Source organism: Lentzea indica, assembly GCF_012184385.1.
GTDB lineage: Bacteria > Actinomycetota > Actinomycetes > Mycobacteriales > Pseudonocardiaceae > Lentzea > Lentzea indica.
Map to the genome: position 1 here is coordinate 35,544 of NZ_VSRL01000017.1, position 25,253 is coordinate 60,796.

Annotated in this window: 24 protein-coding genes and 1 pseudogene; 17 read left to right on the top strand and 8 right to left on the bottom strand. The window is 67.4% G+C overall.

Going from position 1 to position 25,253, the window contains the following annotated elements; all coding sequences use genetic code 11:
• Positions 1–244: 244 nt before the first annotated feature.
• The 5 genes from FXN61_RS07525 to FXN61_RS07545 are packed head-to-tail and all read right to left on the bottom strand — an operon-like array spanning position 245 to position 3,963.
• The gene (locus tag FXN61_RS07525) at positions 245–1,213 is read right to left on the bottom strand and encodes an S-4TM family putative pore-forming effector (protein ID WP_167971555.1); all 969 of its coding nucleotides are present in this window, start codon (positions 1,211–1,213) and stop codon (positions 245–247) included.
• The gene (locus tag FXN61_RS07530) at positions 1,210–2,076 is read right to left on the bottom strand and encodes a CBASS oligonucleotide cyclase (RefSeq protein ID WP_167971557.1); all 867 of its coding nucleotides are present in this window, start codon (positions 2,074–2,076) and stop codon (positions 1,210–1,212) included. Before FXN61_RS07530 ends, FXN61_RS07525 begins: the two co-directional genes overlap by 4 nt.
• Before the next feature lie 15 nt (positions 2,077–2,091).
• The gene (locus FXN61_RS07535; RefSeq protein WP_167971559.1) at positions 2,092–2,595 is read right to left on the bottom strand and encodes a hypothetical protein; all 504 of its coding nucleotides are present in this window, start codon (positions 2,593–2,595) and stop codon (positions 2,092–2,094) included.
• Positions 2,592–3,011: a CBASS system Cap8 protein gene (locus FXN61_RS07540; RefSeq protein ID WP_223165336.1), complete on the bottom strand. Its 420-nt coding sequence runs from the start codon at positions 3,009–3,011 to the stop codon at positions 2,592–2,594. Before FXN61_RS07540 ends, FXN61_RS07535 begins: the two co-directional genes overlap by 4 nt.
• Before the next feature lie 46 nt (positions 3,012–3,057).
• Complete coding sequence (locus tag FXN61_RS07545) at positions 3,058–3,963, bottom strand: AAA family ATPase (protein WP_167971564.1); 906 nt, start codon at positions 3,961–3,963, stop codon at positions 3,058–3,060.
• Between the two features lie 229 nt (positions 3,964–4,192).
• Between FXN61_RS07545 and FXN61_RS07550 the strand changes: the two genes are divergently transcribed.
• Positions 4,193–5,308 (top strand): helix-turn-helix domain-containing protein, encoded by a 1,116-nt coding sequence (locus tag FXN61_RS07550; RefSeq protein WP_167971566.1) that lies wholly within the window; start codon positions 4,193–4,195, stop codon positions 5,306–5,308.
• A gap of 956 nt (positions 5,309–6,264) precedes the next feature.
• On the opposite strand, the gene FXN61_RS07555 is transcribed toward FXN61_RS07550, so the two are convergent.
• Positions 6,265–7,653: a KamA family radical SAM protein gene (locus FXN61_RS07555; RefSeq protein WP_167971569.1), complete on the bottom strand. Its 1,389-nt coding sequence runs from the start codon at positions 7,651–7,653 to the stop codon at positions 6,265–6,267.
• Between the two features lie 130 nt (positions 7,654–7,783).
• Between FXN61_RS07555 and FXN61_RS07560 the strand changes: the two genes are divergently transcribed.
• Together FXN61_RS07560 and FXN61_RS55140 are read left to right on the top strand one after the other, a co-directional pair.
• The gene (locus FXN61_RS07560; protein ID WP_167971571.1) at positions 7,784–8,248 is read left to right on the top strand and encodes an FxsA family protein; all 465 of its coding nucleotides are present in this window, start codon (positions 7,784–7,786) and stop codon (positions 8,246–8,248) included.
• Positions 8,245–8,805, top strand: a complete 561-nt coding sequence (locus tag FXN61_RS55140; RefSeq protein ID WP_167971573.1) for a GNAT family N-acetyltransferase — start codon at positions 8,245–8,247, stop codon at positions 8,803–8,805. The genes FXN61_RS07560 and FXN61_RS55140 overlap by 4 nt, the downstream gene beginning before the upstream one ends.
• Positions 8,806–8,808: 3 nt before the next feature.
• On the opposite strand, the gene FXN61_RS07570 is transcribed toward FXN61_RS55140, so the two are convergent.
• Entirely contained in the window at positions 8,809–9,204 is a 396-nt protein-coding gene (locus tag FXN61_RS07570) for an SsgA family sporulation/cell division regulator (RefSeq protein ID WP_167971575.1), read from the bottom strand.
• 101 nt (positions 9,205–9,305) lie between these two features.
• Between FXN61_RS07570 and FXN61_RS07575 the strand changes: the two genes are divergently transcribed.
• From FXN61_RS07575 to FXN61_RS07630, 12 genes and pseudogenes are all read left to right on the top strand, one after another.
• The gene (locus FXN61_RS07575; RefSeq protein ID WP_167971577.1) at positions 9,306–10,265 is read left to right on the top strand and encodes a TIGR03885 family FMN-dependent LLM class oxidoreductase; all 960 of its coding nucleotides are present in this window, start codon (positions 9,306–9,308) and stop codon (positions 10,263–10,265) included.
• Positions 10,262–11,764 (top strand): alpha-amylase family protein, encoded by a 1,503-nt coding sequence (locus FXN61_RS55145; RefSeq protein ID WP_167971579.1) that lies wholly within the window; start codon positions 10,262–10,264, stop codon positions 11,762–11,764. Before FXN61_RS07575 ends, FXN61_RS55145 begins: the two co-directional genes overlap by 4 nt.
• Positions 11,765–11,851: 87 nt before the next feature.
• A complete protein-coding gene (gene kdd, locus FXN61_RS07585) occupies positions 11,852–12,862 on the top strand; it encodes an L-erythro-3,5-diaminohexanoate dehydrogenase (RefSeq protein WP_167971581.1) in 1,011 nt (336 codons plus the stop codon).
• Positions 12,855–14,402 carry an amidohydrolase gene (locus FXN61_RS07590; protein ID WP_188134801.1) on the top strand — a complete coding sequence of 516 codons (1,548 nt, stop codon included), beginning with the start codon at positions 12,855–12,857 and terminating at the stop codon, positions 14,400–14,402. Before kdd ends, FXN61_RS07590 begins: the two co-directional genes overlap by 8 nt.
• A 3-nt stretch (positions 14,403–14,405) precedes the next feature.
• Entirely contained in the window at positions 14,406–15,974 is a 1,569-nt protein-coding gene (gene kamD, locus FXN61_RS07595; protein ID WP_167971585.1) for a lysine 5,6-aminomutase subunit alpha, read from the top strand.
• Positions 15,971–16,723 (top strand): lysine 5,6-aminomutase subunit beta, encoded by a 753-nt coding sequence (kamE, locus tag FXN61_RS55150; RefSeq protein ID WP_167971587.1) that lies wholly within the window; start codon positions 15,971–15,973, stop codon positions 16,721–16,723. Before kamD ends, kamE begins: the two co-directional genes overlap by 4 nt.
• Positions 16,720–17,118: a 3-aminobutyryl-CoA ammonia lyase gene (gene kal, locus FXN61_RS07605; protein ID WP_086669316.1), complete on the top strand. Its 399-nt coding sequence runs from the start codon at positions 16,720–16,722 to the stop codon at positions 17,116–17,118. The genes kamE and kal overlap by 4 nt, the downstream gene beginning before the upstream one ends.
• A gap of 69 nt (positions 17,119–17,187) precedes the next feature.
• Complete coding sequence (locus FXN61_RS07610; RefSeq protein ID WP_167971589.1) at positions 17,188–18,603, top strand: DUF4331 domain-containing protein; 1,416 nt, start codon at positions 17,188–17,190, stop codon at positions 18,601–18,603.
• A gap of 15 nt (positions 18,604–18,618) precedes the next feature.
• Entirely contained in the window at positions 18,619–19,650 is a 1,032-nt protein-coding gene (locus FXN61_RS07615) for a tetratricopeptide repeat protein (RefSeq protein ID WP_167971591.1), read from the top strand.
• Positions 19,647–20,906 (top strand): nickel/cobalt transporter, encoded by a 1,260-nt coding sequence (locus FXN61_RS07620; protein ID WP_167971593.1) that lies wholly within the window; start codon positions 19,647–19,649, stop codon positions 20,904–20,906. Before FXN61_RS07615 ends, FXN61_RS07620 begins: the two co-directional genes overlap by 4 nt.
• A gap of 58 nt (positions 20,907–20,964) precedes the next feature.
• Positions 20,965–21,276, top strand: a complete 312-nt coding sequence (locus FXN61_RS07625; protein ID WP_167971595.1) for a putative periplasmic lipoprotein — start codon at positions 20,965–20,967, stop codon at positions 21,274–21,276.
• A 75-nt stretch (positions 21,277–21,351) separates the two neighbouring features.
• Positions 21,352–21,704, top strand: a pseudogene (locus FXN61_RS07630) (GntR family transcriptional regulator).
• Between the two features lie 6 nt (positions 21,705–21,710).
• Here the strand turns inward: FXN61_RS07630 and FXN61_RS07635 are convergent.
• Complete coding sequence (locus FXN61_RS07635; protein WP_167971597.1) at positions 21,711–21,905, bottom strand: hypothetical protein; 195 nt, start codon at positions 21,903–21,905, stop codon at positions 21,711–21,713.
• 113 nt (positions 21,906–22,018) lie between these two features.
• Between FXN61_RS07635 and FXN61_RS07640 the strand changes: the two genes are divergently transcribed.
• Together FXN61_RS07640 and FXN61_RS07645 are read left to right on the top strand one after the other, a co-directional pair.
• Positions 22,019–23,185: an acyl-CoA dehydrogenase family protein gene (locus FXN61_RS07640; RefSeq protein ID WP_167971600.1), complete on the top strand. Its 1,167-nt coding sequence runs from the start codon at positions 22,019–22,021 to the stop codon at positions 23,183–23,185.
• Positions 23,182–25,251: an acetate--CoA ligase family protein gene (locus FXN61_RS07645; RefSeq protein ID WP_167971602.1), complete on the top strand. Its 2,070-nt coding sequence runs from the start codon at positions 23,182–23,184 to the stop codon at positions 25,249–25,251. The genes FXN61_RS07640 and FXN61_RS07645 overlap by 4 nt, the downstream gene beginning before the upstream one ends.
• Positions 25,252–25,253: the final 2 nt, after the last annotated feature.

Consider the following 25,253-nt stretch of genomic DNA (forward strand, 5'->3'; position numbering starts at 1 on the left):
GCTACCTCTCCCGTGCGCGCCAATTCTGGGCGTGTCGTGAGCGGTTTCCGCCGTCCGGTAACGGAAACCACCCAACTGCATGACCTCGGTGCAGGCCCAACCAGAGATCAGTCCATCCGACCCGACGAGATCCTTGGCTCCGGTGGGACGGGTGTTGGATGCACCTTGCGGGCACACAACCTCGGACTGGCGACCGGTGGGGCGGTCGGACGTGTGTGTCGCTAGGGGGCGCCAGTTCTACGTACTACGTAGGTGGAGTCGTGTGTTCAGCGAGTCGGGCACGGTGGCCTTCGGCTGTGTCGCCGAAGTCCCGCTCGTCGTCATCGCGGAAGCGCTTGTAGAACCACTCGGGCACTCGGGTGGGTTCGAGGCGTGTGCGGAACACGCCGTCCTGCACGTCGCGGGCCACGCCGCGCAGGCGATGCCACTCGTCCTCGGGGATGAGGCCGGGGCGCGCGTTGCGCAGTTCGGCGAGGACGAGCTTTCCCAGGTGTTCGCGTTCGTCTGCGACCTTGCGCTGTCCGGACCAGATCTCGTACGCGATCTGAAACGCGGCGAGCGAGGGAACGAAGAAGCTGAGCAGCGTGTCCAAGAGGGTGACGTTCGGGACGATCAGACAGATGACCACACCGAGGACGGTCCACGCGGCCGCCCCCCAGGCCACGAAACGGCTGTAGCGCCGACGTAGTCTCGCGTCCCAGGCGAGGTTCTGTTCCTGGGAAATGAAGATGTCGTAGGGATGGTGGACCCCGGTGGTGGGGTCGTACCAGCCGCCGGTGATGCGGCCATCCTTCTCACCACCAACCGGGAGTTTGCGCGCCAGCAGACGAACGTCCTGCTCGGGGATGCGGTCACCAGCCACAGTGGACCGCCACGGCAGGTCGAACAGGGCGGTGTCGAACATCTCCTGGAGAGTCGCACCCTCCTTGGCCGTGCGCGCGGCTTTGCTTTTGAGCCACAACACGGACAAGAGGAACGAGGCCACGCCGATCACGGACATGATCGCCCGGCCGTGGCCGATCAGGGTGACCAGGACGCCGCCGAGGGCGATGATGATCGGAGCGTTGACCCGCATGGCTTCCAGGCGTTGTCCTACAACGTGGCTTGCCGCCGCCGCTCGTTGCACGAGCACCATGTCGTCGTCGAGCTGACGCTCGTGGATCGCGCGGGGCGGCACGCCTCGGAAACCCTCGGGGTTGGTGGCGAGGTTCACGGCCTGGTCATCCTGTTCCCGAACAGCTTCTTCCACTCGTCGTAGGCGGCGCGTTCCTCGCCGTCGTCCTCCAGATCCACCGCTCGTTCGGCGATGGCGCGGGCTCCGTCGAGCGAGGACGCCGCGGCGATCTTCTCGCTGATGGTCATGACGCCGTTGACGTCGCCGCCCAGTTCGGCCGGATCCTGCCACTCGTCGTGGATGCGCTCCGCGGCGGTGGCCAGGAAGAGCACGATCTCGTCCTGATACCGGCCGAACGGCGTCTTCACCAGGGACATGGCCATGACCTCGAGCAGGAACGAGGGCGACACCGGCTCACCGAGCTCGCGGTTGATACCCTTGATCATCTTCACGAACGGCACGTACTTGCCGTCGCAGTCGGAGTTCTTCGCGATGCTGAGCTCGTGGTGAACCTTGGGGTTGGTCGCGATCCAGCTCCCGGCGGAGGGGTCGGGAATGAAGTAGCCACCGTCCTCGCGCTTGAAGGCGGGGACCACATCGACCGACATGACCTCGTCGTCGGACCCGTAGGGGATCACGACAGCCATCCCGTCCTGCTCGGCGGCGCCCCACTTCTCCTGGAGGAGCCTTTCCAGGGCGTCGATGACCTGGTTGGGGCTTTGGTTTCGATACCCGGCCTGTGCGCCGTCTGCGTCCAGGACGACGAAGATGTCGACATCCTTAAGCTTCTTCGTCTTGGTGTCGCGCCGGTAGCTGCCGGTCAGGAAGTCGTCGGCGAGGTCCCAGTGCGACCTGACGAAGTCGCGAATGGCCACGTGGCGTGACGCCGCCTGTATCTGCTCGGTCGTGGTGATCTCGAGGTTGTGCTTCAGGTTGACGAAGGCGTCGTCGACGTAACCCATGTCCGTGTCCCGATTTCAGTTGTAGAGGTAGCGCATGCCGGCGGAGGCGTGTGGCGCCGAGCCGAGGGTGCCGAAGGCGATGCTGCGCAGACCCTGGGTTCCGGCGAGCTGTCCGGTGCCCCAGCCCGGTTGCGGTGTGCGGGGCTTCTTGAAGGTGCAGAAGAGCTGGAAGGTGGTGCCTGCCGGCACGCGGTCGAGCTTGGCCAGGAACCGGGCCAGGCGTGCCTGGGAGGCGGTGAACGCGGCGTCGCCGTCCCCGGAAGCGTGGTAGGAGACCGGGAACTCGATCATCGGTGCCACGATGCCCGAGGGCTGGTGGCACTCGACCACGACGGAGCCGAGGGACTCCTCGATGATCCACGCCTTGATGGCGTTCTCGGTGATCACCCAGTCGCGCGTCAAGCTGGCGGTGTTGATCCCGAGGTCCGCGAGGATGCCTGAAATCGTGCCGAGAATGACGTCGGTCAGGTGGGTCGCGGTGTGCGTACGGGTGTAGCTGTAGGTGTGGGTTGACGTCATCGCTGCTGCACCGCCCGTCGCAGGGCTTCGCGATCGATCAGAGGACCGGCACTCGCCGACTTGGCCTCAGCAGCCGGCGCAGTTTCGTCGGACAACCGGGCGTGGGCGTCGGCTGCGGCCTTCACCTGCTCCTGCAGCGGGACTGGCGAAGGCAGATAGATCATGAAGCTGTCGGCGTCAGCCGCACCGGGCACGGGGTTGAGGTTCTCCTCCAAGGTCAATGCCGCCGTGCCCGACACCGTCGTGATCTCGCAGTGCACCTTGCCGGCGACCAATGTGACCGGGTGCCGCCGCAGATGCCCTCCCGCGACCAACATTCGGCCGACCGGCTCGGCCGCTGCCATGGCTTGAGCTGCTTCCTCGCGGGACAGCCCCGCGGATTGCGCCACTGTGTCCGCCACGAGGTCCGTGATCACGGTCCAGGTGGCACTGGCGCTACGTACCGGAGCTGCCGCGATCTCCCTAGTCCGGCGCACTGGTCACCTCCTGCTGGTCGATTTCCGCGACCGCGTTGCGGACCGCGAGTGACAGGTCGTGTTCGGTGAGGCTCTCGGGGTCGAGGACGGTGTCCAGCCGTTGGGCCATGGCCTCGAAAACCGCTTTGCGAGCGCGTCGGCCGTCCAGCCCGCGAGCGGTTTCGGCGATGCGGCCGATCGCGGGGGAGGTCGCCAGTTCCCCGAGGCCCGGGTAGATGTCCACGAGGGCGAGCAGCGTTCCGGCGAAGATCTCCCGCAACGCCTCCGGCTCGGGCAGAGGTACGAGGATCGCCGCGTCGGAACGTGAGAGGAACGCGTCGTCGAGCGCCGAGGTGAAGTTGCTGGTCGCGACGAAGAACAGGTGTGGGTGCGCCGTGGCGTTGTGGTCCAGGGCGGTGAGTACGGCGTCGGTGGCGCGGTGGACGTCGGCCGGGTTGGCTGACAGCGAGGCCGCAGATCGGGCAACCGCCATCGACTCGACTTCGTCCAGGATCACCACCGTCGCCATGCCGTCCGCGGCGAGGCCGGGCACGTATTCGCCGAGGAGCTCGCTGACCCGTTGCTGCGACTGCCCGTGCTCGGCACTCATCAGCCCGTGAGGGTTGATCTCGATCCTTCGGACCCTGCGTCCGGGAACGTACTGGGCGACCTGCGCGGGAAGTCCTCGCGCGAGGGTCGTCTTGCCGGTGCCGGGTAGGCCGTACAGCGTGCACAGCCCGTGCAAGGCCGTAACGGTGAACGGCAGCTCAGGGCGGACCAGCAGCGACAGCAGGGTCTGGTTGCGGAGCCGCTCCTTGACGCTCATTGGCGTCACGATGGCATCCCACAAGGCGTTCTCGGCCGAGTCGGCACCGATCACGTCGTCCGACAGCACGCACTCCTGAACCTTCAACCTCGGCTCCGTTCTAGGCCAGGCGGGGGATGTCCACCTCAGTTTCGCACATGATCTTCCCTGAAGTAGGTAGCATACACACGTGTTCGTTCAGTACATGTGGCACACTTCATCTGGCGTGTCGGCCACAGACCGACTCGTCAGTAGCCAAGGTGTGCCTAAGATGCGAGCGGAGTGATCAAGATCTGAAACGTCCGCCTATGCGGGCGCACTGACGCGGAGACGAAATGTGAGCGACTGGCAGCTGGACTCCGGCGACATCGCGGCCCTGTTCGACAGGGCACGGCTGCGGCTCGCACGTGAACTCCGGGGGCTGAGTCAAGTGCAGCTGGCCAAGGAGGCTGGTTCCGTCACCGCGGCCTCGATCAGCCAGTTCGAGAACGGGCACACAAAACCCGCATCGTCGACAATGCACCGGCTCGCGGTCGCGCTACGGGTGCCCCTGGCCTTTTTCGCGGCTCCGGCTCGCCCTCCGGCGCAGGAAGAGATCAACGGGTACTTCCGTAGTCTCAGATCCACCGCCCCCAAGGACCGTCAGCAAGCGCTGGCCCACGTTCATCTCGCGCGGGAACTGACGCTCGAACTCGAGAAGTACGTCCGGTTGCCCGAGCTCAACGTGCCGAGGTTCCCCGCGACGGAAGATCAGCCGCTCAGCAGTGCCGATGTCGTGCAGGCCGCGGCGCGGGTGCGCAGCTACTGGAACGTGCCGCGGGGTCCTGTTGCAGATGTAGTGAGGTTGCTGGAGCAGAACGGCGTTGTCGTCGCCCGATTCCGCGTCAGCATTGAGAAGGTCGATGCGTTCTGCGTCGACTTCCCGGATCGGCCGGTGGTGGCGCTCGGGGCGGACAAGGGTCTTCGTGACCGTTCGCGGTTCGACGCGGCTCACGAGTTGGGTCATCTCGTTCTTCATGGTGCGGACGGCCCGGTAGCCGACAAGGCGACCGAGTCGCAGGCCAACGAGTTCGCAGCGGCGTTCCTCATGCCGGCCGAAGACATAGCGCACGAGCTCCCCGCTCGTCTCGACTGGCCGACGCTGCTTCGCCTGAAGGCCAAGTGGCACGTCTCGCTGGCCGCTCTCCTGGTCAGGGCGAAGACGCTCGGTGTCATGAGCGACCACGTCTACGCGCAAGCGTGGAAAGCCTTGTCGGTGCGAGGATGGCGGAAGGTGGAACCTGGTCCTCTGGGCGCCCCCGAGGCTCCAGTCCTCCTGCAACGCGCCATCGAGGTGATGGAAACAACCGGGGTCTCGTTTGCCGAGTTCATCTGGAGATCCGGCCTTCCAGAAGCGGATGTCCGCGCGCTGCTTAACCGTGACATTAGCGAGCGGCCGCGCGTGGAGTTCTGAACCCGGTCTCGCGCGACTCCTCATGGTTAGGCTGTTCATCTGCCTTCTGGCGCGGCATCGTTCGTGCTTGATGCCTCGTACGTCGCCTGCTAAATGGAAGTTTGACGTGGCGGAGCGCAGCGCAAGTCGTCGTATACGCAGGCGGTCTGCTCGCGCAGTATTCGCGACGGTTGGCCATCACCGAATTATTGAACTGACGAAAGTCTCCGAGGATGATCGCGACCCCAGCTAAGCTGGTTGGCTTTGCGTTCGACGCGATCTGGTTGTCGTGCGTGGTTGCGGCGGCAACCTCGTGTCCGTGCTGCTAAGAAGAGTGCGATGCAGGTCCTGCTCAACCGTGACCTGTTTGGGCCTCTATTGCTGCGGCTCTATAGAGGGGTCTCCACGTCCTCATGAATTCGCCGGTTCTCCAGCGGTAGTGCGGAAGACTCGGCCTTCTTGTTGTTGCTGAACCCGTCGCCCCGCCCGGACGACCTTGACCAACTCGGCGCGACCTCGTTGATGCCTATCGCGCCGAACTTACTGATGTAGTTGTCGAAAGCGCAAGCGCTAGATCCTGCACTAAATTGGTGCTGCTCGTCGACGAACTTTTTATCATGAATATGGTGCCACTGGACTCTCCGTGTCGTTCGGCGGTGCGATTTTTCTGCAGTTGCGACGTGGACGGTAGCAATCGTCGTTGACGCCTGACTGGTCTCGTCGAAGGTGGAGATCGGGCCGCAGCAGAGGGGATGGTCGAGTCTGGTCGTAAAGGCGAGTGTCGACCCGACGCTGTGCCAATGCTTGACATGGTGCGTCCACTGAGGACGCAAAGTTTGATCCACTTTGGACTTTCTGGGCCCTTCTGGGCCCCTTGGCGTCGAGACTTAACGAGGTTCTATGGGGTCTGACCAGGTAAAACATGCCGATGGGGCCGCCTTCGGAGGTTGCTCCGAGAACGGCCCCATCGTGACCTGTCAGGTCTGGTCGGACCACCACTTCTGGCCGGCTTCGCCGAGCGTGGAGATCGGGTCGTAGTACGGGTAACGGCGGTCCAGCGCCTCCGGGTCCTCCAGCTCGATCCCGGTGCGGTAGTTCTTGGTCCAGTAGGAAATGCCCAGCTCACGGTCGTATTCGGCGAGCTGGTGCACCCACCGCTTCCCGACGTACGGCACGTCGCACACAATCCGAGGCGTCGCATATCCAGGCAGGTAGCCCATGATCGCGTGCTGCAGTTCCTGCGCCTCCCACACCGACACCCGCCAGTGCTCGGCGTTGGGGATCATGTCGCACATGTAGAAGTAGTAGGGGAGGATGTTCGCTTCCCCTTGCAGCGCAAAGCAAAGGTCGAGCAGGTCGTCCGACGTCGCGTTGACGCCCTTCATCAGCACACCCTGGTTGCGCACGTCCCGCACACCGACCTCAAGGGCGGTCCGTGCGGCTTCGGCGACGAGAGGTGTCACTGACTGCGCGTGGTTCACGTGCGTGTGGATGGCCAGATTCACGCCACGGCGCGAAGCCGTGCGGGCAACGCGCTCCAAGCCCTCGACGACACGGGGCTGGATCCAGTGCTGCGGCAGACCGGCCAAAGCCTTGGTGGCCAGGCGGATGTCCCGGACGGTCTCGATGTCCAGCAGCCGCATGAGAAACGACTCCAGCTGCGGCCACGGCACGTTCGCCACGTCACCGCCGGAGACGACGACGTCGCGCACTCCGGGGGTCTTCTTCAGGTACTCGATCATCTGGTCCTGGCGGTCGACAGGCTTCAGGGAGAGCTTGTGCTTGTCGATCAACGGCGTGGAGTTGCCGACCAGGTCCATGCGGGTGCAGTGGCCGCAGTACTGCGGGCAGGTCGACACCATCTCGGCGAGGACCTTGGTGGGGTAGCGGTGGGTCAACCCCTCGACGACCCACATCTCGGCCTCGTGCAGCGAGTCGCGCTGGGAGTGCGGGTGCGACGGCCAGCGCGGGTCGCGGTCGGACTTCACCGGCAGCATGTAGCGGCGTACCGGGTCGGCGAGGAAGGCCTCGGTGAACTCGTCCGGGGTCAGTGCCGCGTCGACCGCCATCGTGTTGACCATCTGCGGCGGGATCAGCATCGACATCGTCGCGAACTTTTCCTGGTCCGCGGCCAGGTCGTCGTAGAACCTGTCGGTCAGCAGGTCGCCGGCGACCTTGCGGAGCTGCTTCACGTTCTTGACGCAGTTCACCCGCTGCCACTGGGCGTCACGCCACTGCGCCTCGGTCACGTGGGCCCAGCCGGGGAAGCGTCGCCAGTCGGGTTCGACCAGCTCCCGGCGGACGTAGGTGTACGGCTGGCGGTCCAGCCGCTCCAGCGCCGTGGGGGCGTCGTGCAGCGCAGTCATCCGTACTCCTCAGGGTTGAGGTCGCGTAAAGATATCCTGTCATATCGCTAGCGTGCCGTAAATATTTCAGATCAAGGCCTGGTGGAGGGCAGGTCGGGAGCATTTGGGCGCTCTCGTGCGTTGTCCAGGCATGCCTGTCTTCGCGCTGCTGCTGCTGGCGATGTTCGCCGAGATCGCGGTCATGATCGCCGTTGGCAATGCCATCGGCGGGCTGTGGATGATCGCGTTGCTCCTGGTCGGCACCCTCGTCGGCCTGTCGCTCGTGCGCAGGCAGGGTGCGCAGACGATGGCCGCGTTCTCCGAGGCCGTGTGGAAGCGCCGGCAGCCGCACCAGGAGATGGCCGACGGCGTGCTGATCGCGGCGGCCGGTGCGTTGATCATGGTGCCGGGCTTCATCAGCGACGTGGCGGCGTTGTTCCTGCTGTTCCCGCCGACTCGCAGGCTCGTGAGCCGCAGGATCGCGCGCAAGGCGGAGGCGGCGGCGCTGAAGTTCGAGCACGAACGGCGCTTCGGGGCGGGTCAGGTCGTCGAGGGCGAAGTGGTCGACGTCGACGCGGACCCGGTGGTCATCACTGAGCGGCGCGAGCTGCGGTGATCCGCGCGTACCGGCCTTCTGACCTGGACGCGCTGTACGACATCTGTCTCGACACCGGCAACGGTGGCCTCGGCGCGCGCCATCTGTTCGACGACCCGCGCTTGCTCGGTCACGCCCACGTCGGCCCGTACGTCGCGTTTGAGCCGGACCTGGCGTTCGTCGTGGAGGACGACCTCGGGGTCTGCGGCTACGTCATCGCCGCGTCAGACAGCGAGGCCTTTGAAGATCGATGTGACCGTGACTGGTGGCCTGACCTGCGAATTCGCTATCCCTTGACGCTGGATGCGAACCGGGTCGTTCAGCACATCCACACTCCGCCGCGCGTCGACCTGATGCTGGCCAGGGACTATCCGGCGCACATGCACGCGAACCTGCTGCCGCGCGCGAAGGGCAAGGGGTTCGGCGGCGCGCTCGTTCGAACTGTGCTCGAACAGCTGGAGAAGGGCGTGCATGTGCACGTGCGGCACCACAACACGCACGCGATCGGCTTCTGGGAGCACATCGGCTTCCGCGTGGTCGACTCCGCGGAGAAACTCGTCCTCGGGTTGCGCCTCTAGCTGTTACGTGAGCAGGTCCTTCAGCAGCAGCTCGAAGTCGAGGACCTCGCGCCCGGCAGGCACCGCGGCGTAGGTGGAGTCCAGGAACCGGCGCAGTTCGTCTGCCGACAGGTGGAACACCGCGTGCGAGTCCTCGGTGAAGAGCTCCAGCACGAGCACGTCCCCGTGTTCCGGCCGCAGCCGCACGTCTCCCATGCCGGCGGGCGACAGCAGCCCGTCCGAGAGCAACTCCCGCCCGACCAGCCAGGTCGACTCCTGGTCCCGTGCGTGAAAACGCATGGTCACGGCGTGCGGATCGTCTGAGCGGTATTGGAAGTCGACGTTCATCGGCTCGATCGAGCCGTCCGGCCGAATGAACTCAACGACGGTGGCCGTGCCCACGCGAGTCTCGTTGAACATCGCCGTTCCTCCTCCGCTTCGAGGGTGCTGCAGTCCACACGGATGCCGGTTCGGATCGGTTCAACGCTTTCTCGAACTGTTCACGGGGTACCTGAAGTCGCATGACGGTCTACGGCATCCACGCGTCACACGAGCAGATACACCCCGTCGGACTGCTCGCCGCCGTGCGCAGGGCGGAGGAGGCCGGGTTCGGCGCGGCGATGAGTTCCGACCACTTCTCACCGTGGAGTTCGCGCCAGGGCCACTCCGGGTTCGCCTGGTCGTGGCTGGGCGCGGCCCTGCAGGCCACGACCCTCCCGTTCGGCGTGGTCACGGCCCCCGGCCAGCGCTACCACCCGGCGATCACCGCCCAGGCGATCGGCACGCTCGCCGCGATGTACCCCGGCCGGTTCTGGGCCGCGCTCGGCACCGGTGAGGCCAGCAACGAGCACATCACCGGCGACGGCTGGCCGCGCAAGGACGTCCGCACGGCCAGGCTGCGCGAGTGCATCGACGTGATCCGCGCGCTGCTCTCCGGCGACGAGGTCAGCCACGACGGCCTGGTCACGGTCGACCGCGCCCGGCTGTGGACGTTGCCGGACGAGGCGCCCCAGCTGATCGGCGCCGCGGTGAGCCCGGCGACCGCACGGTGGTGTGCCGAGTGGGCCGACGGGCTGATCACCGTGAACGCGCCGCCGGCCAAGCTGCGCGAGGTGGCGGACGCCTACCGCGACGCCGGTGGCCGCGGCAAGCTCCACCTGCAGGTGCACCTGAGCTGGGCCTCCGACGAGGACACCGCGCTGGCGATAGCGCACGAACAGTGGCGCACCAACGTGTTCCGCCCGCCCGTGTGCTGGGACCTCGAACTGCCCGAGCACTTCGACGTGGTCGCCGAACACGTCACGCCGGAGCAGGTCGCCGAGGTCGTCGACGTGTCCGCGGACCTGAAGTGGCACGCCGAGCAGCTGCACCAGTACGCCTCGATGGGCTTCGAGGAGATCTACCTGCACCACGTGGGCCAGGACCTGATGCCGTTCGTCGACGCGTTCGGCGAGCACGTCTTACCGGAGGTGACCAGGTGATCCGCACGTCCGACGTCTGGTGGAAGAACGCCGTTGTCTACTGCCTCGACGTGGAAACGTTCTCCGACAACGGCTTCCGCGGCTGCACCGAACGAATCGACCACCTCCACACCCTCGGCGTCACGTGCGTGTGGCTGATGCCGTTCTACCCGACTCCTGAACGCGACGACGGCTACGACATCACCGACTTCTACTCCGTCGACCCGCGCCTGGGCTCGCTGGGCGACTTCGTGGAGTTCGTGCGCGCGGCCCGCGACCGCGGCATGCGCGTCATCGCCGACCTCGTCGTCAACCACACCTCCGACCAGCACCCGTGGTTCCACGACCCGGAGAAGCGCGACTGGTACGTGTGGGCCGACGAGCCGCCACAGGACGGGCCGAAGGGGATCACCTTCCCCGACAAGGAGAAGAGCCTCTGGGAGTACTCGGAGGAGGTCGGCAAGTACTACCTGCACCGCTTCTACAAGCACCAGCCCGACCTCAACGTGTCCAACCCCGAGGTGCGCGACGAGATCGCGCGGATCATGGGTTTCTGGATGGAGCTGGGGCTGACCGGCTTCCGCGTGGACGCGGTCCCGTTCCTGCTGGAGCACACCGACCGCATGGACACGGTGTCGCTGCCCGACCCCCATGACTACCTCACCGACCTGCGGGCGTTCCTCAACCGCCGCAACGGCGAGAGCGTGCTGCTGGGCGAGGTGAACCTGCCGTACAAGGACACGATGGCCTACTACGGCCAGGGCGTGGGCGACGAGCTGACGATGTGCTTCGACTTCATCGGCATGCAGGCGATGTACCTGGCGTTGGCACGGCGGTCGAGCGGCCCGCTGGCCAAAGCCCTGCAGGAACGCCCGCAGCCGCCCCGCGACGGCCACTGGGCGACGTTCGTGCGCAACCACGATGAACTGACCCTGGACAAGCTGCCGGAGGACGAACGCCAGGAGGTCTTCGACGCCTTCGGCCCGGACCCGGAGATGCAGCTCTACGGCCGAGGCCTGCGCCGGCGGCTGCCCGGCATGCTCGACGGCGACCAGCGCCGCATCCGCATGGTCTACAGCCTGCTGTTCACGCTGCCGGGCACGCCGGTGCTGTTCTACGGCGAGGAGGTCGGGCTGGTGGAGGACCTGTCGCTGGAGGGCAGGCTGGCGGTGCGCGTGCCGATGGACTGGGAGTCGGCGAGGGAGCAGCTCTATGACCCCGAGTCGCTGCTGGCGTGGATGCGGCTCCTGGTCGAGCGCTACCGGAAGTGCCCGGAACTGGCGTGGGGCTCCGTCCAGGTGCTCGACGCCGGCGACCCGGCCGTGTTCGCCCACCGCGCCGACTGCGACGGTGGCACGGTGATCGCCGTGCACAACTTCGCGGACCAGGAGATCAGCGTGCGGGTCCCGGCAGAAGGGGTGCTGACGGACCTGCTGACCGGCGGCGAGGTGAAGCCGGCCAAGAGTGGCGCCAAGGTGGACCTCGCGCCCTACGACTGCCGCTGGTTCCGCATGACGTGACCCGGATTGTCAAGTGATGCTTGCGGTATCCAGACGCTTCACATGAAGATATTGTCGAGACGACGTCGTCGACCGAAGGATTTTCAGGTGAGCGCGTACGGACTGCACCGCGTCCTAGAGCCCCAGGGCGTCCTGCCCCAGCAGGCGTGGCGGCTGGACGCGGAACCCGTCCCCGCCGCCGACGAGGTGATCGTCGCGGTCGAGCGGCTCAACCTGGACGCGGCGTCGTTCCGGCAGCTCAGGGAAGAGCACGGCAGCGGGGTCAAGGTCCGGCAGGCCGTGCTGGACATCGTCGACGAGCGCGGCAAGATGCAGAACCCGGTCACCGGCTCGGGCGGCATGCTGCTCGGCACCGTGCTGGAGGTGGGGCCGGAGTCGCCGCTCGGGCTCAAGGCCGGCGACCGGATCGCGACGCTGGTCAGCCTCACGCTGACGCCGCTGCGGATCAACGACGGGCTGCAGGACTGGAGCGGTGAGGACGAGCAGGTGCCGTGCCGGGGGACGGCGGTGCTGTTCGGGCGGTCCATCGCGGCTGTGTTGCCCGACGACATGTCCAACGAGTTGGCGCTGTCCGTTCTCGACGTGTGTGGCGCACCGGCGCTGACGGACCGTGTCGTCAGGAAGCATCCCGGCGGATCAGTGCTGGTCCTCGGCGGTGGCGGCAAGTCCGGGTCGCTCTCTCTCGCGGCTGCACGTCAGGCAGGTGCACAACGCCTCGTTGCTCTCGTTCCGACTGAGAACGAAGCCGAGGAGGTCCGGAAGTCCGGGCTCGCGGACGAGGTCGTGATCGCGGACGCCCGCAACCCCGTCGCGGTGGCCGAAGCCGTCGGCAAGCAGGTCGATGTCACGGTCGTGTGTGTGGACGTGCCGGGGTGCGAGCACGGCGCCATCCTCGCGACCGCGGACGGCGGGACCGTGATCTTCTTCTCCATGGCCACGTCGTTCAGCGCTGCCGCACTCGGCGCCGAGGGGCTGGCCGCCGACGTGGAGATGCTGGTCGGCAACGGGTATGTGCCTGGTCACGCCCAGTTCGCGTTGGACCTGGTCCGGACGCAGGCGGGTGTGCGGGCGCTGTTCGAGCAACGGCAGACTGCGTGACGTGAGTACGCAACTTTTGGTCGGCGGACGCATCTACGCACCGGATGCGACGGCCATGGCCGTCACGGACGGCATCGTCGTGTGGATCGGACAGGACTCGGTCGGCCGCGCGCTGCACCCCGGCGCGGAGGTCATCGAGCTCAACGGCGCCTTTGTCGCGCCCGCGTTCGTCGATGCGCACGTGCACGCCACGAGTGCCGGGCTGCTCCTGACCGGCCTCGACCTGACGAAGACGTCCTCCGTGGACGAGCTCCTTGAGCAGGTGCGCCAAGCAGAAGGCCCCCTCGTGTGGGGTCACGGGTGGGACGAGACGCGGTGGCAGGAGAACCGGCCGCCGACGCGTGCGGAGATCGACGAGGCCGCACGGGGCAAGACGGTGTACCTGTCGCGCATCGACGTGCACTCGGCCCTCGTCTCGTCGAACCTGATCACCGGGGAAGCCAAAGCGGCCGACGGTTACGACAACGACGGCCCTCTCTCGCGCGCCGCGCACCACCTCGTGCGCGGTGCGGCCAAGGCCGCCATCACGTCTGAACAGCGCCAGGCCGCACAACGCGCGTTCCTCCGCCACGCCGCGTCGATGGGCATCGCGAGCGTGCACGAGTGCGCCGGCCCGGACATCTCCGGTGAGGACGACCTGCGCGAACTGCTCGCCTGCGACGAGGGCCCCGAGGTGGTGGCCTACTGGGGCGCCCACGAGCTGCCCGACGTCCCCGTGCGCGGTCTCGCCGGCGACCACTTCGTCGACGGCGCGATCGGCTCCCGCACGGCCGCCCTCACCGAGCCCTACGCCGACGCCGACACCACGGGCGCGCTTTACCTCGACGGCTCGCAGATCGCCGACCACCTGATCAAGTGCACCGAGATGGGTGCGCAGGCGGGCTTCCACGTCATCGGCGACGCCGCCATGGCCGCGATCATCGACGGTTTCGAGATCGCCGAAAAGGCCCTCGGCACCCCCGCCCTGGCCTCGGCGCGTCACCGCCTCGAGCACGTCGAGATGGTCTCCGCCGACCAGGCGCAGAAACTCGCCGTGTGGGGCGTCATCGCCTCCGTCCAGCCCCTCTTCGACGCGGAGTGGGGCGGACCGGCCGGGATGTACGTCCAGCGGCTCGGCAGCGAACGCGGTGTGGGGCTGAACCCCTTTTCACGTCTTGCTGCCGCGGGTGTCGTGCTGGCGTTCGGCTCGGACACCCCGGTTACCGCCATCGACCCGTGGGCCGCGGTGAAGGCAGGCGTGCACCACAAGACCGATGGCCACGGCATCTCCCCGCGAGCGGCCTTCACCGCCCACACCCGTGGCGGCTGGCGCGCGGCGGGCGTGGACGACGGCCTGACCGGCACTCTCCAGCCCGGCGCGCCCGCGACGTACGCGGTGTGGGAGACCGGCGAGCTCGTCGTCGCCGGGAGTGACTCGCGGGTGCAGCGCTGGTCCACCGACCCGCGCTCAGGCGTGCCAGGGCTGCCCGACCTGACCGGTCCGGCGCCCGTCTGCGTGCGGACCGTCCTGAACGGCCGGACTATCTACGAAAGGAAGTGACTCATGGCGTTGCTCGACCTCGACCCGAAAGTGGTCGCAACCGCGCGCGAACTCGCGGCGCGGGCGGCCGAACCGGTGGTGTCCATCGCGAAGGCGCACACCACCGTTGCCGTCGAGCGCGCCACACTTCGCCTGGCAGGCATCACCGGTGCGGACTCCACGCACCGCGCCGGTGACGTGCCGTGGGTCAACCGCGTGATCGACACGGTCCGCGAGCAGTGCGGCCTGGAGCACGGTGTGGTGCTCCCCGCCTTCCACGCACTGCGCGAGAACAACTTCGGCACGCTCACCGAACTCGCGGAAGCCACGGCAGCAGGCCAGATCCAGTTCAAGATCCCCACGGGCAAAGACCTGACGGCGGCCCGCAAGGCAGCCACGTCAGCCGTCGCCAAGGGCATCAAGACGATCGACCGCAACCGGGCCCAGCGCGACAAGCTGATCCACAAACTCGGCGATCCCGCCCAGCGTCCGTGGATCTACCTGATCGTCGCGACCGGCGACATCGACGAAGACGTCGTGCAGGCGCAGAACGCGGCACGCGCGGGCGCTGACGTCATCGCGGTGATCCGCTCGACCGGCCAGAGCCTGCTCGACTACGTGCCGGAAGGCGCCACGCACCACGGCTTCGCGGGCACGTACGCCACGCAGGAGAACTTCCGGATCATGCGCGCGGCGCTCGACGACGTGTCGAAGGAGGTCGGCCGGTACGTGCGGCTGACCAACTACGCGTCCGGCCTGTGCATGCCGGAGATCGCGGTGCTGGCCGGGCTGCAGCGGCTCGACATGATGTTGAACGACTCGATGTACGGCATCCTGTTCCGAGACATCAACCCGATCCGCACGTTCGTCGACCAGCGCTTCTCCCGCCAGGTGCACGCACGCGCCGGCATCATCATCAACACCGGCGAGGACAACTACCTCACCACCGCGGACGCCGTCGACGCCGCGCACACGGTCACGGTGAGTCAGCTCCTCAACGAGCACTTCGCCCACGAAGCGGGACTGCCCGACCACCTGCTGGGCCTCGGTCACGCCTTCGAGATCAACCCGAAGGTGCCCGACTCGTTCCGCCTCGAACTCGCGCACGCGCTCCTCGCGCGCGAGCTCTTCCCGGACGCGCCGTTGAAGTGGATGCCGCCGACCAAGCACATGACCGGTGACGTCTTCAACGGCTATCTGCTGGACGGGTTCTTCAACCTCGCCGGTGTCCTGACAGGACAGTCCATTCTGCTCGTCGGCATGATGACCGAGGCGGTCGTGACGCCGTTCCTGTCCGACCGTGACCTCGCCTTGCAGAACGTCCGGTACGTGCTGAACGCGGCGGGCAGCCTCGCGGAGGACTTCCGCCCCGCACCGGACGGTCTCATCGTCAAGCGCGCGCACCAGGTGCTCGGCGAGGCCGTGGACCTGTTGGAGCGCATCGTCGACGACGGTCTGCTGAACGCGATCGCGGACGGCACGTTCGGCCTGATGAAGCGTCCCGCCGATCAGGGCAAGGGCGCGGACGGGGTCATCACCAAGGCGGAGGCGTACTTCAACCCCGCGAGCGAGATGCTGGAGGCCGCGCAGTGACCGACTCCAAGAGGTACGTGCGGCCCTACGGCGACACCACCGGCGACGGCATGATCCAGACGTCGTTCACGTTGCCGATTCCCTTCGGCCCCAAGGCGGACGGCGCGGCGCAGCAGCTCGCGAACAAGATGGGCATGGACCCCGCGATGGTGGTCCACTCGCACCCCATCGGCGACGACTTCACGTTCTTCGTCGTCTACGGCTCGGTGAAGCACCTCGTGGACCTCGACGAGGTCAAGGTCGTCGAGCGCGAGTACCCGCTGCTGAGCCCGGCCGAGGTCAACACGACGCTCAAGAAGGTGTTGCGGCGCAAGCTGGTCGTCGTCGGTGGCTGCATCGGCACCGACGCGCACACCGTCGGCATCGACGCGATCCTCAACATCAAGGGCTTCGCGGGCGAGAAGGGCCTGGAGTACTACCGCGAGCTGAAGGTCGTGAACCTCGGCGCGCAGGTCTCGGTCCCAGAACTCGTCCGCCGCGCTCGCACCGAGAAGGCCGACGCCGTGCTGATCTCCCAGGTGGTGACCCAGCGCGACGCGCACATCCTGAACACCCAGGAGATGTCCGCGGCGTTCCGCGAGGCGATGGGGGACAGGCGGCCGCTGCTGGTCGCCGGTGGCCCGCGGTTCGATCCGTTGATGGCGGGTGAGCTGGGGGTGGATCGGGTGTTCAGCCGGGGAACCACGCCGGGTGAGGTCGCGAGCTACCTTGTGCACGCGATGCAGGAGAAGAAGGGGGTCGCCGCGTGAGCGGGGCTTTGGTCGAAGGCTTTTCGGTGACGCACCGCCGTTACGTGCCGCACTCGCACGCGCACTACGGCGGCAACCTGGTCGACGGTGCCTACGGGCTCGGCATGTTCGGCGACGTCGCCACCGAGCTGCTCATCCACACGGACTCCGACGAAGGGTTGTTCGCGGGGTACAGCTCCGTCGAGTTCGCGGCGCCGATCCAGGCCGGTGACGTCGTCGAGGCCACGGCAACGTTGGTGCGCATCGGAAAACGCTCGCGCGAGATCGAGTTCGAGGCGCGCGTCGTGTGCCGTTCGGCGCCCGATCGTGGACCTTCCGCGGCGGACGTACTCGCTGAGCCGATCGTCGTAACGCGGGCCCGCGGCACGGTCGTCGCACCGAAAGCGGCCGAATAACAACAAAGTCACGACCGAACCGGCGGGCGTCCTGCTCCGAATCCCTGGCTGTTGGAAGGGAGCAGGACAATGCCAACTAGCAACAAACAGCGATTACGGCGCGGTGCGATCGCCGCAGCCGTCGTCGCAGCGGCGGCGGCGATACCGGCAGCGGAGGCGTCGAGCCACCGCGAGGCGCCGCTGATCGCCGCGGACCCGGCGGTGGACAACACCGACGTCTACGCCTTCACCAGCCCGGACAGACCCGACACGGTCACGCTCATCGGGAACTGGTTCGGACTGCAGGAACCCAACGGTGGCCCCAACTTCTACCCGTGGGCCACGGACGCCCGGTACGACCTCAACGTCGACGCCGACGGCGACGCGGTGCCGGACAAGACCTTCCGGTTCACCTTCACCACCGACGACCGGCGTGGCGGCAAGTCGCCGACCTTCCTCTACAACAACGGTCCGGTCACGTCGATCAACGACGACAACCTGTTGTTCCGGCAGAACTACAACCTCGAACTGATCGAGGGCAACAAGACCACCCCGCTGGTGCGCAACGGCAGGGCGGCGCCGTCCAACACAGGTCCCGCGTCGTTCCCGAACTTCGGGGCGATCAGGGACCAGGCGACGGCCAAGCTCCCCGGTGGCGGCCAGGTCTACGTCGGGCCGTCGGAGGACTCGTTCTTCCTGGACCTGCGGGTGTTCGACCTCCTGTACGGCGGAAACCTCAAGGAGGTCAACCAGGACACCTTGATGGGGTACAACGTCAACACCATCGCCATCCAGGTGCCCAAGACGATGCTCGCGCTGAAGGGCGACCCGAAGCGCAACCCGGTGATCGGCGTGTGGAGCGACACCGAGCGCCGCTCGCTCAAGCTCGAACCCGGCAAGGCGACCCCGCAGGGCGACTTCGTCCAGGTGTCGCGGCTGGGCAACCCGCTGGTGAACGAGGTCGTGTCCTCGGCACCCATCAAGGACGCGTTCAACGGGCTGCAACCCGTCAACGACGCGAGGGTGCAGGCGTTGCTGGACCGGGTCAACGATCCGGAGCTGGCCCGGCTGATCCAGGCGATCTACGGCATCCCCGCGCCGAAGACGCCGCGGGCCGACCTGGTGGAGATCTTCCTGACCGGGATCACCACGAAGGCGGGTGGCCCGATCAAGGCCGACCTCAACTCGCAGCTGAACAACGCGGACGTGGACCCGAAGAAGTTCGCGCCGTCGGAGATGTTGCGGCTCAACATGTCCACGCCGGTGACGAAGAACCCCAACCGGCTGGGCGTGCTCGGCGGCGATCTGCAGGGCTTCCCGAACGGCCGCAGGCTCGCCGACGACGTCGTGGACATCGAGATCCAGGCCGTGGTCGGCGCGGCGCAGACCGGCAAGCTCGTGCCGGCGCTCGCCAAGGGTGACCGGGTGAACGGCAACGACGTTCGCTTCGGTGACAAGTTCCCGTACGTCGGACTGCCGAGCAACAGGGCGGTCAACTCCCGCTAAGCGAAGGTGCCTCAGATGTGGAAGACCATTCCGCTGCTGGCAGCTTTGCTCGCCGTTGCCGCCTGCGCCTCCCCGCAGGCGGCAACACCGGCCGCCACGCAGACCTCCTCCTTGCAGCGCAACGCAGAGTCGTTGCAGGCCAAGCTCCGCCGAACCCCGGACGACGCCGCCGCGTGGGCCCAGCTCGGTGCCACGCACGTGGAACTCGCCCGAGTCACGTTCGATCCCCAGCACCACTCCCGCGCCGAGAAGGCGCTGACCGAGTCGTTGCGGCTCAAGCCGGACGGCAACGGTGAGGCGTTCATCGGCCGTGGTGCGCTCGCCAACGCGAAGCACGACTTCGCTGCCGCTCGCGACTGGGGCCAGCGCGCTGTTTCGGCGCTGCCGGACTCAGCACAGGCTCAGGGCGTGCTCGTCGACGCACTGACCCAGCTCGGTGACGATGCTGGTGCTTCCGTTGCACTGCAACGCATGCTGGACCTGCGGCCGGGCGTTGCCTCGTTCACCCGCGCTGCCTATCACTTCGAGTTGCACGGACGTCTGGACGACGCTCGGGACGCTCTCAACCGGGCGTTGGAGTCGGCTTCTTCGGCGGAGGAGGCGGAGTTCTGCCGCTTCCACCTGGATGAGCTGAAGGGGCGGACCAATGAGGAGGCGCTGGAGGTCTATCGCGGGCTGGTGGCGAAGGCGCCGTCACCGGAGTACCTGGTGAAGTACGGCAAGGCTCTGGACAAGGCCGGCAGGCCGCAGGACGCACGGGCGCAGTACGACCTCGCGCTGCAGCAGTTGCGTGCTCTCGGCGGCGACGACCTCACCGCCGCGTTGATCACGGCTGACCACGGTGATCCCGCTGAAGCGTTGCGGTACGCCGAGAGGGAGTGGGCCAAGCGGCAGAGCGTGTTCACCGCTGACGCGATGGCGTGGGCTCTGCACGTCAACAAGCGTTCCGCCGAGGCCCTGCCGTACTCGGACAAGGCGATCGCACTCGGTTGGCGTGACGCGGAAGTCCTGCGGCACCGCGAGGCGATTCTGGGGAGCCTGCGATGAGAGTGTTCTTGTTGGTGGTGTTCGGAATGCTGCTGATGGGCGGAGTGGCGCAGGCGCACCCGTTGAGCAACCTCAGCGTGAACCACTACGACGGCCTGCGGGTGTTCGCCGACCGGATCGAGCTGCGGTCCGTTGTGGACAGCGCGGAGATCCCGACCCTGCAGGACCGCGACTTCGTGGACGCCCGCAAACGCTGCGCGGAACGCGCGAAGTCGTTGGACGCCATGGCCGACGAGCGGCAGCTGACGTTCGAGGTGCGCGACGCCGATGTCGTGCGTCCGCCGGGCGAGGCCGGCCTGCCCACGATGCGCCTGACCTGTGAGTACACCGCCGTTCTGCCGGTGCGCGGCGAGGTCGAGGTGACGTTCAGCGACTCCTACCTCAAGGACAAGCCGGGCTGGCGCGAGATCACCGTCGTCGGCGTCGACATGGCGGTGTCCGGTGCACCGGCCGAGTCGGTCAGCAACGAGCTGCGGAGCTATCCGGAAGACCTGCTGTCATCGCCTTTGGACGTCCGGGCGGTGCGGTTCCTCGCTCAACCAGGTGAGGGGACTGTTGTAACCCCGCCTGGGGCACTGGGTGAAGCCACGAAGGCGGCCGTCGGACTGGTGGGTGATCTCACCCCGGTGGTCGGAATCGGTGCGGTCCTGCTGTCTCTGGTGCTGGGCGCGTCTCATGCCGCGCTGCCCGGCCACGGCAAGACCGTGATGGCCGCCTACCTGGCGGGTTCGAGAGGAACCCGCCGCGACGCACTCCTTGTCGGCGCCACGGTCACCATCACCCACACGGCGGGGGTCTTGGTGCTGGGGCTGCTGCTCAGCGTGTCCAGCGTCATCGCCGGCGAGTCGGTTCTGCGCTGGCTCGGCGTAGCGAGCGGTCTGCTGGTCGCGGTGATCGGAGGAGTGCTGCTCCGCTCGGCGGTGCGGTCTCGTGGTCGTATGCGGCACGACCGCGGACATGGTCATGGGCATGGACACGGTCATGGTCATGGGCACCGCCGGGCGGGGCTCGTCGGAATGGGTGTCGCGGGCGGCCTGGTGCCGTCGCCGTCCGCGCTGGTCGTCCTGCTGGGCGCGATCGCGCTGGGCCGCACGTGGTTCGGCGTGGTGCTGGTGCTCGCCTACGGCGTGGGCATGGCGGCGACGTTGACCGCCGCAGGGTTGTTGCTGGTCTCGCTGCGGGACGTTTCGGGCCGCGCCTGGCCCGCTTCCGCAGGTTCGCGGACGTCACGCCGCTGGGCACCGCGGCGATGGTGATGCTCGTCGGAGTCGGTCTGGCCACGCGTGCGCTGGCCGGTTAGTCAGGAGAGGGATCATGAAGAGACTGATCGTGTTCGTGTTCGCGGCACTCGCTTTGACCGCGTGCAGCTCGGAAGGTGCGGCTGCTGCCCAGTTCGACGACCAACAGCAGGCCGACATCTCCTGTATGAAGCACCAGGACCAGAAGCCGGGTGAGGCGTACTTCGACGAAGGTAATTGGGACACCGTCGTCTCGTTGTCCATCCTCCGTTACTACACATCCAACGGCGAAAAGCCCTACTGTGACGGCAAAGCAGCCACGGAAGCCGATGAAGGCTGGCGCAAGCTGTACGTGCAGATGGGTGCGGACCAGACCAATCTCCGGTGATTCGACCGCAACCTCCGCCGCGTTCCTCCGTTGGTCAATACAGAGGTAGTGACATGCCGGGGAGGATGGGGCGCAGTGAAGATCGACCACCAAGGGGAAACACCTCCGTACGAGCAGGTGCGGGTGCACTACGCGCACGCGATCTCGAACCGAGAACTGCCGGTGGGCGCCAAACTGCCTACGGTGCGCGCTCTGGCGAAGGACCTGGGTCTGGCGGTCAACACGGTGGCGCGTGCCTACCGTGAGCTGGAGGAGGCCGGCCTCGTCGAAACCAGGGCCGCGCGGGAACCGTCGTCAGCGCGAACGGCGACAGCAACCGCGAGCGCGTTCGTGCGGCGGCGGCCCAGTACGCGGCGATGTCCGCGGAACTGGGCCTCTCGCGGCAGGAGGCCCTGGAGATCGTCCGGGCGGCCCTGCGGGGCTTCTGACAGCCGTCAGACCGCCTCGGCCGTGGGTCCGGCCAGGCGGCAGGTGACCGTTCGGCCGCTGTCGCCGAGCCGCGCGGCTACGGCGGCGAACCGGTCCCACTGCCGATGTCCAGTGCGCGGCTCTTCGCCGGTGGTCCCGCCACGCCGAAGAGCGCCGTCCGCCGACACGCCAGTGCTGTTCGTCCGAGGCGTCGAGACCACCTGAATCGACCCCGCTCATCACCCGTTCGCGCACCTCCCGATGCGTCTTGACACAGCTAGGCTGCGCCGTGGATCGTGAATAACTGATTCGTCAGTCAATTTAGGGGTGCGAGATGGGGCGTACCGTCAGGGACGGCCTGCGGCTCACGGCGGAACAGGACCAGTTCGTCGAACTGGCGAGGGAGTTCGCCGCCAGGGAGATCCGGCCGCGGGCGCGTGCCGTCGACGAGGCGGACACCGAGTCGCCGCTCGACGTCTGGGAGAAGGCGTCGGCGCTGGGGCTGACGTCGTTCATGATCTCCGAGAAGTTCGGTGGCGGCGGTGTCACCGACCTGCTGACCCAGGTTCTCGTCCAGCAGGAGCTGTGCCACGGTGACATCGGCATCGGCAACCTGATCACGTCCAACGGCTTCTTCAGCGCTCCCGTCGAGCACCTCGGCACGCCCGAGCAGCAGGAGCGGTTCCTCAGTCCACTCGGGACGGACCGGCCGCCGCTCACCGCCGTCGCCGTCACGGAGCCCGGCAGCGGGTCGGACGCGGCGAGCATCCAGACGTCAGCGCGTCGTGAGGGCGGCGAGTACGTCCTCAACGGACAGAAGACCTGGATCTCCAACGCTCCCTACGCCGAGTTGTTCGTGATCTTCGCGACGGTGGATCCCTCGTTGCGATCGCGTGGTGTCACGGCCTTTGTGGTGCCGCGTGACACCCCAGGGCTCTCGGTCGGGCCGCCGTTCCGGAAAATGGGGCAGCGCGCGATCGTGAACGCCGAGGTGTTCCTCGACGACGTGCGCGTGCCCGTGGAGAACCGGCTCGGCGAGGAAGGCCAGGCGTTCGTCGGGCTGATGCGGACCTTCGACGCCTCGCGCATCCTCATCGGTGCGGCCACGACCGGACTTGCGCGTGCGGCTCTCGACTTCGCTTCCGGCTACGCGGCTGAGCGGAGGCAGTTCGGCGTGCCGATCATCCAGCACCAGGCGGTGGCGTTCCGGCTCGCGGACATGGCCACGCGCGTCGACACCTCGCACCTGCTGACCGTGCGCGCGGCGACGTTGTACGACGCGGGGCACGCCGTGGCGCAGGAGTCGGCGATGGCGAAGCTCGTCGGCTCGGAGAACGCCATGTGGTGCACGCACGCCGCCGTGCAGACGTTGGGGGGCTACGGATACTCCCGCGAGTACCCCGTCGAGCGGTGGATGCGCGACGCCAAGCTCGAGGAGATCGAGGAAGGCACCTCGGACATCCAGCGCCTCATCATCTCCCGCGGTCTCGGTGCGAGATGATCTTCTCCGATCCCGCGTCCGTCGCGGTCGTCGGTGCCAGCGACGACCCGGCGAAATGGGGCCACTGGCTCGCCCGCGGCGCGCTGGCCGGTTCTTCGCGCCGTGCGGTGCACCTCGTGAACCACGGCGGCGGCTCTGTTCTGTCGCAGCCCACAGTCCGATCCCTCTCGGAACTGCCTTCAGCGCCCGAACTCGTGGTGCTGGCCGTGCCCGCGGCTCACGTGCCGGCCGTGGTGGACGAGGCACTGGCGGTCGGCGTGCGCGGATTCGTCGGCATCACCTCAGGAATCGATGACAGGGTGATCGGCCGGATCCGTTCCGCCGGCGCTCGCATGCTCGGGCCGAACTGCCTGGGCGTGTTCGACGCGGCGACGTCGTTGCACCTCGCGTGGGGCCAGTTCCAGCCGGGCTCGCTGGGCGTGGTGTCGCAGAGCGGGCAGGTCGGGCTGGAGATCGCCGGGCTCGCGGCGGCGTCGGGGATCGGGGTGTCCCGGTTCGTCTCGGTGGGCAGCCAGGTGGACGTGACGGCGGCGGAAGCGTTGCTGGACCTGGTCTCCCACGACATGACCACTGTCGTCGGTATATATCTGGAGAGCTTCGGTCCTGGGATCGTGACGGCCATGTCGGAGCTGCGCGCCGCCGGAAAACCGGTGGTGTTGCTGACGGTCGGATCCTCCACTGCCGCACAGGAAGCCGCACTGTCACACACCGGCGCGCTGACGTCCCCTTTGGACGTTGTGGACGCTGCCTGCCGGCGGGCGGGCGCGGTTCGGGTGGCGACGCCCGCCGCGCTGGCCGACCTGGCCGCGGTGCTGTCCTCTGGTCCGCCGCGTGGTGCCAGGGTCGGGGTCGTCTCCGACTCCGGCGGGCAGGGTGCGATCGCAGCGGATCTCGCTGTCGCGGCGGGTTTGACGGTTCCCGCGTTGTCCGCTGTGGACGGTCTTCCGGTGGGCGTGTCTTCGCGGAACCCGATCGACCTCGCCGGGGCGGGGGAGCAGGACCTGGTGAACTACTCCCGCGTGGTCGAAGTTCTTGTGCGCGGAGGTGAGGTCGACACGGTCGTGTTGTCCGGCTACTTCGGCAGCTACGGAGAGGACACGCCCTCACTGGAGGTCTCCGAGGTGGCGGTCGCCTCTCGGATCTGCGCGCTGGCAAGGGAAACCGGCGTTCCGGTGGTCGTGCACAGCATGCGTCCGGACTCGGCGGCGGTGCGGGCGTTGCGGGCCGGCGGCGTGCCGGTGCAGCACACGATCGAGCGCGCGGTCGCCGCACTCGGTGACGCCGCACGGTTCGGCGCGCTTGATCAACGGTCCGTTGGCGCACCGACCGGCCAGGAACTGTCGGTGCTGCCTGGAAGAATTGAAGCTGGGGGACCCCCTGGAGGGGACGCCTGCGTGAGCCTGCCGACGACCGCCGCGCCGTACCGGCCAGGCTACCTCGCGGCGCGCGAGCTGCTCGGCTTCGTCAGGTTCCCGAGGGCGCACGTGGTCACGTCGGCCGCGGAAGCGAAGGCGACCACCCTCACGGGTCCGTACGCGCTCAAAGCCGACTGGCTCGCTCACAAGAGCGAGCACGGCGGCGTGAAGATCAACGTCACCGACCCCGCGGCGGCGTTCGAGGAGATGCGGGCCAGGCTCGGCCCCGGCACGTACGTCCTCGAAGAGATGGACACGCGCGAGAACACCGTCGAGCTGATCATCGGCGCCAAGCGCGATCACTCGTTCGGTCCAGTGATTCTCGTTGGGGCGGGCGGCATCCACGCAGAGTTGTTCAGGGACACCGCGATCGAGCTCGCGCCCGTGACTCCCGCCACAGCGCGAGAGATGCTGGCACGCCTCGTCTCCGCCCCGCTCCTGTCGGGCTGGCGCGGCGCTCCCGAACCGGACGTGACAGCGTTGGCCCAGGTGATCGCACAGATTTCCGAGACGCTCGTGGCCAGACCCGACCTCGCGGAGATCGAGCTGAACCCCGTCCGCGTGGGGCCAGACGGCGTGCTGGCCGTGGACGCGCTGATCATCCCTTCGGGGGACACGTTGAACGACACGAGCGGACGACGCGTGGCATGAGC

What these genes read in the sequence shown, in the direction of transcription:
- FXN61_RS07530 (WP_167971557.1), bottom strand. Translation starts at nt 2,076, where the DNA reads ATGGGTTACGTCGACGACGCCTTCGTCAACCTGAAGCACAACCTCGAG.
- FXN61_RS07535 (WP_167971559.1), bottom strand. Translation starts at nt 2,595, where the DNA reads ATGACGTCAACCCACACCTACAGCTACACCCGTACGCACACCGCGACC.
- FXN61_RS07555 (WP_167971569.1), bottom strand. Translation starts at nt 7,653, where the DNA reads ATGACTGCGCTGCACGACGCCCCCACGGCGCTGGAGCGGCTGGACCGC.
- FXN61_RS07560 (WP_167971571.1), top strand. Translation starts at nt 7,784, where the DNA reads ATGCCTGTCTTCGCGCTGCTGCTGCTGGCGATGTTCGCCGAGATCGCG.
- FXN61_RS07570 (WP_167971575.1), bottom strand. Translation starts at nt 9,204, where the DNA reads ATGTTCAACGAGACTCGCGTGGGCACGGCCACCGTCGTTGAGTTCATT.
- FXN61_RS07575 (WP_167971577.1), top strand. Translation starts at nt 9,306, where the DNA reads ATGACGGTCTACGGCATCCACGCGTCACACGAGCAGATACACCCCGTC.
- kamD (WP_167971585.1), top strand. Translation starts at nt 14,406, where the DNA reads ATGGCGTTGCTCGACCTCGACCCGAAAGTGGTCGCAACCGCGCGCGAA.
- FXN61_RS07610 (WP_167971589.1), top strand. Translation starts at nt 17,188, where the DNA reads ATGCCAACTAGCAACAAACAGCGATTACGGCGCGGTGCGATCGCCGCA.
- FXN61_RS07615 (WP_167971591.1), top strand. Translation starts at nt 18,619, where the DNA reads ATGTGGAAGACCATTCCGCTGCTGGCAGCTTTGCTCGCCGTTGCCGCC.
- FXN61_RS07620 (WP_167971593.1), top strand. Translation starts at nt 19,647, where the DNA reads ATGAGAGTGTTCTTGTTGGTGGTGTTCGGAATGCTGCTGATGGGCGGA.
- FXN61_RS07625 (WP_167971595.1), top strand. Translation starts at nt 20,965, where the DNA reads ATGAAGAGACTGATCGTGTTCGTGTTCGCGGCACTCGCTTTGACCGCG.
- FXN61_RS07640 (WP_167971600.1), top strand. Translation starts at nt 22,019, where the DNA reads ATGGGGCGTACCGTCAGGGACGGCCTGCGGCTCACGGCGGAACAGGAC.
- FXN61_RS07645 (WP_167971602.1), top strand. Translation starts at nt 23,182, where the DNA reads ATGATCTTCTCCGATCCCGCGTCCGTCGCGGTCGTCGGTGCCAGCGAC.